Origin of the sequence: Streptomyces sp. NPDC046831 (genome assembly GCF_040645305.1) — a bacterium.
Taxonomy (GTDB): Bacteria; Actinomycetota; Actinomycetes; order Streptomycetales; family Streptomycetaceae; genus Streptomyces.
In genome coordinates, this window is the sequence record NZ_JBEYXZ010000056.1 from 1 (window position 1) to 7129 (window position 7129).

Here is a 7129-nt window from a genome sequence, read left to right on the forward strand (position 1 = left end):
CGCACCCACCCCATACGACAACGTCGGCCTTCAAGACCACAACCGGGTCTTGAAGGCCGACGTCACGCACAGGCCCGAATAAACCAACAGCATCCGGACGTCGTAGTACGGGTCAGTCGTCCTCCTCGCCCTCCCGGGGCCAGTGGATGAGGGCGGCGTGGAGTGCGTCGACGGCCTTGTCCCAGGACGCGCGCACGTCCCGCGGCGCGCCGAAGCCGCCGGCGGCCTCCAGGGCGCAGTAACCGTGGAAGGTGCTGCGCAGCAGGCGCACGGCGTCGGTGAGGTCGGGCTCCGCCAGGCCGTAGGCGCGCAGCACCCCGTAGGTGATCTCGGCGGTGCGCCTCAGCGCGGGGGAGCCGGCGACGAGGGCCTGGTCGAGCCGGATCTGCGTGGCCGCGTACCGCCCCGGGTGCGCCAGGGCGTACGCCCGGTAGGCGCCGGCGAACGCGGCCAGCGCGTCCTTGCCGGCCCTTCCGGCCACGGCGGCGGCGATCCGGTCGGTCATCTCGCCGCCGGCCAGGAAGGCGAGCCGGGTGCGCAGGTCCTCCAGGTTCCGCACGTGCGAGTAGAGGCTGGCGTCCCTCACCCCGAACCGCCGCGCCAGCGCGGAGAGCGTGACATGCTCGAACCCGGCCTCGTCGGCCAGCTCGGCGGCGGCCGCGACGAGCCGGTCCGCGGTGAGCCCGGCACGGGCCATGGCAACCTCCCCTCCCTGAAACCTAGTGGCCCTAGGCTAGCCCCTGGGGCCGACCGGAAGGAGAAGCGATCTCCGCGGAACCGTTCCGGTGCCCGCCCGGGCCGCACGCCTCGGGTGGCTCCGGCCCGTACGCGGACTGTGCCCCCAACAGGCCGGAGGTCAGCCGCCGAGCAGGTCCCCTACGAACGCGTTGGTGAACTTGCCCGCCGGGTCCAGGGCGCGGACCAGCGCGCCGAACTCCGCCAGCCGGGGGTACCGCGGCCGCAGCACCTCGGGCGCCGTGGTGAACACCTTGCCCCAGTGCGGCCGCGGGTCGAAGGCGTCCACCGCCTGCTCCAGGCGCCGCACCGCCGGCAGCACCTTCTCGGTGTCGTCGATCCAGGTGAAGTGCAGGGCCACCGTGTCCCGGCCGTAGGACGGGCTGAGCCACTGCTCGTCGGCGGCCACGGTCCGCACCTCGCAGGTCTGCAGCACCGCGGCGACCGTCTCCCGGACGCCGTCGATCGCGTGCAGCGCCTCGACCGCGTGCCGGCGCGGCAGCAGGTACTCCGACTGCAGCTCGGCGCCGCTGCTCGGGGTGAACTCCGCCCGGAAGTGCGGCAGCCGCTCGTGCCAGGGACCCGGCACGCCGAACTGCTCCGTGCAGTTCTCCGCGGGCATGCCGGGCACCGGGTGGAGGGCGACCTTGGCAGGCACCGCCCACGGGAAGTCGGGCAGCGGCCGGTCGGTGCGCCGCTTGAGCCACACCTGACGGAAGCCCGGATCGCGCCAGTCGGTGAACAGGCTCACGCTGTAGGCGGCCGAGGCCACCGTCTCGAAGTCCAGTCCCGCCAGCGGCAGTTCCGTGAACAGGTGCTGCTCCACCTCGAAGGACGGCTCCAGCTCCAGGGTGAGCGCGGTGACGACGCCGAGCGCGCCGAGGGAGGTGACGGCGCCACCGAAGCGGGGGTCGTCGCGTGCCATGCGCAGCGTCGTACCGTCCGCCGTGATCAGCTCCACCTCCCGCACGGCGGCGGCGAGGGAGCCGTTGGCGACCCCGGACCCGTGCGTCCCGGTGGCCACCGAACCGGCCACCGAGATGTGCGGCAGGGAGGCCATGTTCGGCAGTGCCAGCCCGTGCGCGTGCACCCGGCGGGCCAGCTCCGCGTAGCGCACGCCGCCGCCGACCCGCACCGTCCGGGCGGCCGTGTCGACGTCCACCTCGGCCGGCAGCGCGCCCAGCGACAGCAGCACGCCGTCGGCGCCCGGATCGGCGATCGCGTTGAAGGAGTGCCCGCTGCCCAGCACGCGCACCCGCGGGCTCGCGGCGACCAGTGCCCTCACCTCGCCGGGCGAACGCGGGCGCTGCACCTTCTTGGCCGCGTAGGCGATGTTGCCCGCCCAGTTGGTCACGGTCTCGGTCATCCGTCGTTCCTCCCCGCGAGCGGCCGGCTCGCCGCGCGCTCCGTCAGGGCCTGATCGGGGTTCCGCGCCGCCCGCGCGGAGCGCGGGCGCTGCGGCACCGTGCGGCGAGCGTGCGTGCCCGGCGTCGGGGCGCGGGCGGGGAACTCGGAACAGGCCCTGGGGACCGTACCCGAGGCGCAGGCCGCAGTACCGTCCCGGGCCGCGGCCTCGGCGGGCCGGCGCACCCCGGCGTTGGGGGACCCGGCGGGGCCGGCGCGCGAGCGGGGGCATACCGTGAGGAGTCGTACGCCCGAGCCGGGAGGAGAGAGACGGATGGGCAGCCGTACCGCGCTGGTCGAGGATCTGATGGAGCGCTTCCCGCACGTGCCGAGAGAGGCCGTCTTCAAGGAGGACCTGCTCCGCGGCGGAGTGGCGTTCGACGCGTCCGCCCTCAGCGACAACGAGAGCGGCGAGGTCAAGCCGAAGTCGTACTTCATCTTCTCCTTCGACCACGGCACCCTGCCCGAGCTGGGCGAGGCCGCGCTCCGGCGCCCGCCCGAGGAGATCATCCTCACCGGCGGGCCCTACGGCCTGCGGCGCACCGTCGTGTCGGTGCGGGTCAACCCCTCCTCGCCGTACCGGGTGGCGGCCGACGACGAGGGACTGCTGGGGCTCTACCTGGACGGCCGGCGGATCGCCGACGTCGGTGTGCCGCCCATGCCGGAGTACTACCGGCACCGGCTGTCCAACGGGAAGTCCGTGATGGAGGTCGCGCCCACCATCCAGTGGGGCTACCTGATCTACCTCACCGTCTTCCGGGTCTGCCAGTACTTCGGCGCCAAGGAGGAGTGCCAGTACTGCGACATCAACCACAACTGGCGCCAGCACAAGGCCGCCGGACGCCCCTACACCGGCGTCAAGGACGTCGAGGAGGTCCTGGAGGCGCTGGAGATCATCGACCGGTACGACACCCAGAAGGCGTCCACGGCCTACACCCTCACCGGCGGCGCGATCACCAAGACCGTCGCAGGCCGCGACGAGGCCGACTTCTACGGCCACTACGCCAAGGCCATCGAGGAGCGCTTCCCGGGCCGCTGGATCGGCAAGGTCGTCGCGCAGGCGCTGCCGAAGCCGGACGTGCAGCGGTTCAAGGACTACGGCGTGCAGATCTACCACCCCAACTTCGAGGTGTGGGACCGGCGTCTGTTCGAGCTGTACTGCCCCGGCAAGGAGCGCTACGTCGGCCGGGACGAGTGGCACAAGCGGATCCTGGACTCCGCCGACGTCTTCGGCGCCCGCAACGTGATCCCCAACTTCGTGGCCGGCGTGGAGATGGCGGAGCCGTTCGGCTTCACGACCGTCGACGAGGCCATCGCCTCCACCACCGAGGGCCTGCGCTTCTTCATGTCCCACGGCATCACGCCCCGGTTCACCACCTGGTGCCCCGAGCCCACCACCCCGCTCGGCAAGGCCAACCCGCAGGGCGCGCCGCTGGAGTACCACATCCGCCTGCTGGAGGCCTACCGCGCCACCATGGACGACTTCGGGCTCTCCTCGCCCCCCGGCTACGGCCCGCCCGGCCCCGGCCGCGCGGTGTTCTCCGTCAGCTCCTTCATGGACAGCCTGCCCGCCGAGGAGCCGTCGGCTGTCCGGCCCGCGCGGACGTGAGGCCCGCGCGGACGTGAGACTTCCGCGGTGGCGGTGAGACGAACGCGGCCGCGGCCCGTACGAACAGGCGGAGAGACGGGCCCAGGCCGCACAACCGGTGGTAACCGCATCCGAACAGGTTGCTTGTCAGTGGTGTCGGGGACGTGAAAAGCTCGGGCCCCGCCGCGAGGCGCCTCCCAACTTCATCGTCACCGCGGTGAGTTGTTCCTCGACGGTGAGTCGACGTCGCTGATGGATGCAGGAGACTCATGCCCGACCTGCCGACGCCCGAGGACGCCCTCGAGTCAGCGCTGTTCTCCGAGTGCTGGGACGCGGTCCTCTCCTACGCCGACCTGTGCACGGCCGGCTCCGCCGCGGCCCAGGAGCTGGCAACGGAGGCGTTCGCGCGGGGCGTGCGCGGGGTGCGCGCCGACGCCGCCGGCTCGCCCCGGGGGCGCCGCGGGCCCCGGCTGCCCGCCGTCCCGCTGCTGCTGACCGCGGTCCGCGCCACCGCCGCCGGCTGGGAGGCCGACGGCCGCGGCCACCGGCTCGACCCCGACCTGCGTCTGTGGCTCAACTCCGGCAAGGCCGCCCGCTACACCGGCCCGCCGCCGCGACGGCCTCTCGCGCTGCGCGGTCTGCGGGACATGCCCGAGGGGGACGCCGACCTGCTGTGGCTCGCCGAGGTGGAGGCGCTGCCGCTGCCCGCGGTCGCCCGCCGGCTCGGGCTCGACCCGGCCGTTGTGGCCGACGAACTCGCCCAGGCGCGGACCCTGTTCCGCGGCCGCTGCCACCGCGCCCACCTCGACACGCCCATGGACACGCAGTGCCGCAGCTACGCCCGGCTGCTGGACGCGGTCACCCGCTCGCCCACCGCCGACACGCCCGGCGACCTCTCCCGGCACCTCGCCACCTGCGTGGAGTGCGCGGAGGCCGCCGCCTGCCTCCGGCTGCACGGCGGCGCACTGCCCGCGGCCCTCGCCGGGGGAGTGATCGGCTGGGGCGGCCTCGCCTACCTGGAGCGCCGCCGCCGGGCCGCCGAGGCACGGCGGGGCGCACCCCGTCCCGATGCGGCGGGCGGCGAGCCGGGGGAGCCGGGGGAGGGCGCCGGCCGGCAGCGGGTGGTGCGCGGCGGCCTGCTCGCCGCCGCGGTCCTGCTGTCCGCGCTGGCGCTGACCGTGTCGCTGATGCCCTTCGGGGACTCCGCGGGCGACAGCGCGCGCGCCGAGGCCGGCCGCTCGCCGGTCGCCGACGCGCAACCGTCCGTGGACGTCCCGCTGCCCGTCCCCTCGCCGACGCCCTCGGTGTCCGCACCGTCCGCACCGTCCGCGCCGGCGAAGCGGTCGCCGAGCGCCCGGACGACCGGGCCCGGCCCCAGCAACCCCGACCCGGAGCCCCAGGGCACCTCCTCGGCCACCGCCCACGGCAGCGGCAGCCCCACGCCGCGCCCGAGCGAGGCGGTGACCTGCCGCGTCCGCTACGACGTCGTCGACCAGTGGTCCGACGGCTTCCAGGCCGCCGTCACCGTCACCACCACGCGGGCCCTGGACACCTGGCGGGTCGCCTGGTCCTTCCGTGACGGCCAGCAGGTCCGCCGCATGTGGGATGCGACCGTCGCGCAGAGCGGCGCCCGGGTCACCGCCACCGCCGCCGACTACAACCGGTCCGTCGCCGCCGGCGGCTCGCTGAACTTCGGGTTCATCGGTTCCTTGCAGGGCGCGAACTCGGCGCCCCGCGACCTCACCCTGAACGGGCGCGCCTGCGCGGCGGCCTGACACGGGAAAAGCCTTTGACGCGTCGCCACGAAACCGGGCTACAGTAACCGCGATCCAGTCGGTGGCCGGCGGCCGCCGTCAGCCGAGCACGCGCACAGAAGGAGGTGTCGACCGATGGCTGTCATTGCGATGGGCGCTGCCCGCATCCAGACCTCCGTCAAGTCCACCTCCGTGGCCGCCGGCTGAGACCTCCACCCTGACGCGCCGTGCGCGCGCCGGCCGGGGGCCACCCTCGTGAAGGGTTCCCCTTGAACCACTCCTCTTCTTCACACCTCTCCTCCTCGTCGCACCCTCTCGCCCGCTACGGCTGGGACGAGGGATGGGAGGCCGCGTTCGCCCCGCACGCCGCGCGGGGTCTGGTGCCGGGCCGGGTCGTCCGGGTCGACCGGGGTCTGTGCGACGTGGCCACGCCGGACGGCACCGTCCGGGCCGACACCGAGTTCGTCGTGCCGCGCGACCCGGTGAAGGTCGTGTGCACGGGCGACTGGGCCGCCGTCGACCCGGAGGGCGGCGAGCCGCGGTACGTGCGGACGCTCCTGCCGCGCCGCACGGCCTTCGTGCGCTCGACCTCCTCCAAGCGGTCCGAGGGGCAGATCCTCGCCGCCAACGTCGACCACGCCATCGTCGCCGTGTCCCTCGCCGCCGACCTCGACCTCGCCCGCGTCGAGCGCTTCCTGGCCCTGGCCTGGGAGTCCGGGGCGCAGCCGGTCGTCGTGCTCACCAAGACCGACCTCGTGCCGGACGCGGTGGGGCTGTCGTACCTCGTCCAGGACGTGGAGACGGCGGCTCCCGGCGCCTGTGTGCTGGCGGTCAGCGCGAGGACCGGAGAGGGCCTCGACGTCCTCGCCGCCGTCGTCGCCGGCGGGACCTCCGTGCTGCTCGGGCAGTCCGGGGCCGGCAAGTCGACGCTGGCCAACGCGCTGCTCGGCGAGGACGTGATGGACGTCCAGGCCACCCGGGACGTCGACGGCAAGGGCCGGCACACGACCACCACCCGCAACCTGCTCGTGCTGCCGGGCGGCGGCGTCCTGATCGACACCCCGGGACTGCGCGGTGTCGGTCTGTGGGACGCCGGGGCCGGGGTCGGGCAGGTGTTCTCCGAGATCGAGGAACTCGCCGCCACCTGCCGCTTCCACGACTGCGCCCACGGGAGCGAGCCGGGGTGCGCCGTGCTGGCCGCCGTCGAGTCCGGCGCACTGCCGGAGCGCCGGCTGGTGAGCTACCGCAAGCTCCTGCGCGAGAACGAGCGGATCGTCGCCAAGACCGACGCGCGGCTCCGCGCGGAGATCCGGCGCGAGTGGAAGCGCAGGGGCGCCGAAGGCCGGGCGGCGATGGAGGCGAAGCGGGGCCGGCAGCGGTAGCGGGAGGCCGGGCCGCCCGGACGGCCCGTGCCGGGCCGCCCGAGCGCCGGGTCCCGGTGCGGACCGGGCCTCGGTGCGGACCGGGCCTCGGCGCCGACCGGGCGGCCGGCGCCGCCTGTCCGGCGCGGGAGCCTGTCCGGCGCCGGAGGGGTTCGTCCCTCTCTCGCCGGAGCCTTCGAGGCCGGCTTCGGACGCGCGCGGCCGAGGTCGGGCGGTGCCGGGCGGGCGCCGCGTGGCGCGTGCCCGGCGCGGGAGAGCCACCGTCC

The 7129-nt window shown here is 74.7% G+C and carries 5 protein-coding genes; 3 read left to right on the top strand and 2 right to left on the bottom strand.

Going from position 1 to position 7129, the window contains the following annotated elements:
• Window positions 1-112 precede the first annotated feature (112 nt).
• Together ABZ920_RS29400 and ABZ920_RS29405 are read right to left on the bottom strand one after the other, a co-directional pair.
• The gene (locus ABZ920_RS29400) at window positions 113-697 is read right to left on the bottom strand and encodes a TetR-like C-terminal domain-containing protein (protein WP_361511514.1); all 585 of its coding nucleotides are present in this window, start codon (window positions 695-697) and stop codon (window positions 113-115) included.
• 159 nt (window positions 698-856) lie between these two features.
• Window positions 857-2101 (bottom strand): FAD-binding protein, encoded by a 1245-nt coding sequence (locus ABZ920_RS29405; RefSeq protein WP_361511517.1) that lies wholly within the window; start codon window positions 2099-2101, stop codon window positions 857-859.
• A gap of 312 nt (window positions 2102-2413) precedes the next feature.
• On the opposite strand from ABZ920_RS29405, the gene ABZ920_RS29410 reads away from it, so the two are divergent.
• The 3 genes from ABZ920_RS29410 (at window position 2414) to rsgA (ending at window position 6863) form a co-directional block, all read left to right on the top strand.
• Window positions 2414-3748, top strand: a complete 1335-nt coding sequence (locus ABZ920_RS29410) for a radical SAM protein (RefSeq protein ID WP_361511520.1) — start codon at window positions 2414-2416, stop codon at window positions 3746-3748.
• 248 nt (window positions 3749-3996) lie between these two features.
• Window positions 3997-5502, top strand: a complete 1506-nt coding sequence (locus ABZ920_RS29415) for a cellulose-binding domain-containing protein (protein WP_361511522.1) — start codon at window positions 3997-3999, stop codon at window positions 5500-5502.
• 248 nt (window positions 5503-5750) lie between these two features.
• Window positions 5751-6863 (top strand): ribosome small subunit-dependent GTPase A, encoded by a 1113-nt coding sequence (gene rsgA / locus ABZ920_RS29420; RefSeq protein WP_361511525.1) that lies wholly within the window; start codon window positions 5751-5753, stop codon window positions 6861-6863.
• Window positions 6864-7129: the final 266 nt, after the last annotated feature.

Bases quoted from the DNA above. Each gene is read 5' to 3' on its own strand.
- ABZ920_RS29405 (WP_361511517.1), bottom strand. From the start codon at position 2,101: ATGACCGAGACCGTGACCAACTGGGCGGGCAACATCGCCTACGCGGCC.
- ABZ920_RS29410 (WP_361511520.1), top strand. From the start codon at position 2,414: ATGGGCAGCCGTACCGCGCTGGTCGAGGATCTGATGGAGCGCTTCCCG.
- ABZ920_RS29415 (WP_361511522.1), top strand. From the start codon at position 3,997: ATGCCCGACCTGCCGACGCCCGAGGACGCCCTCGAGTCAGCGCTGTTC.
- ABZ920_RS29400 (WP_361511514.1), bottom strand. From the start codon at position 697: ATGGCCCGTGCCGGGCTCACCGCGGACCGGCTCGTCGCGGCCGCCGCC.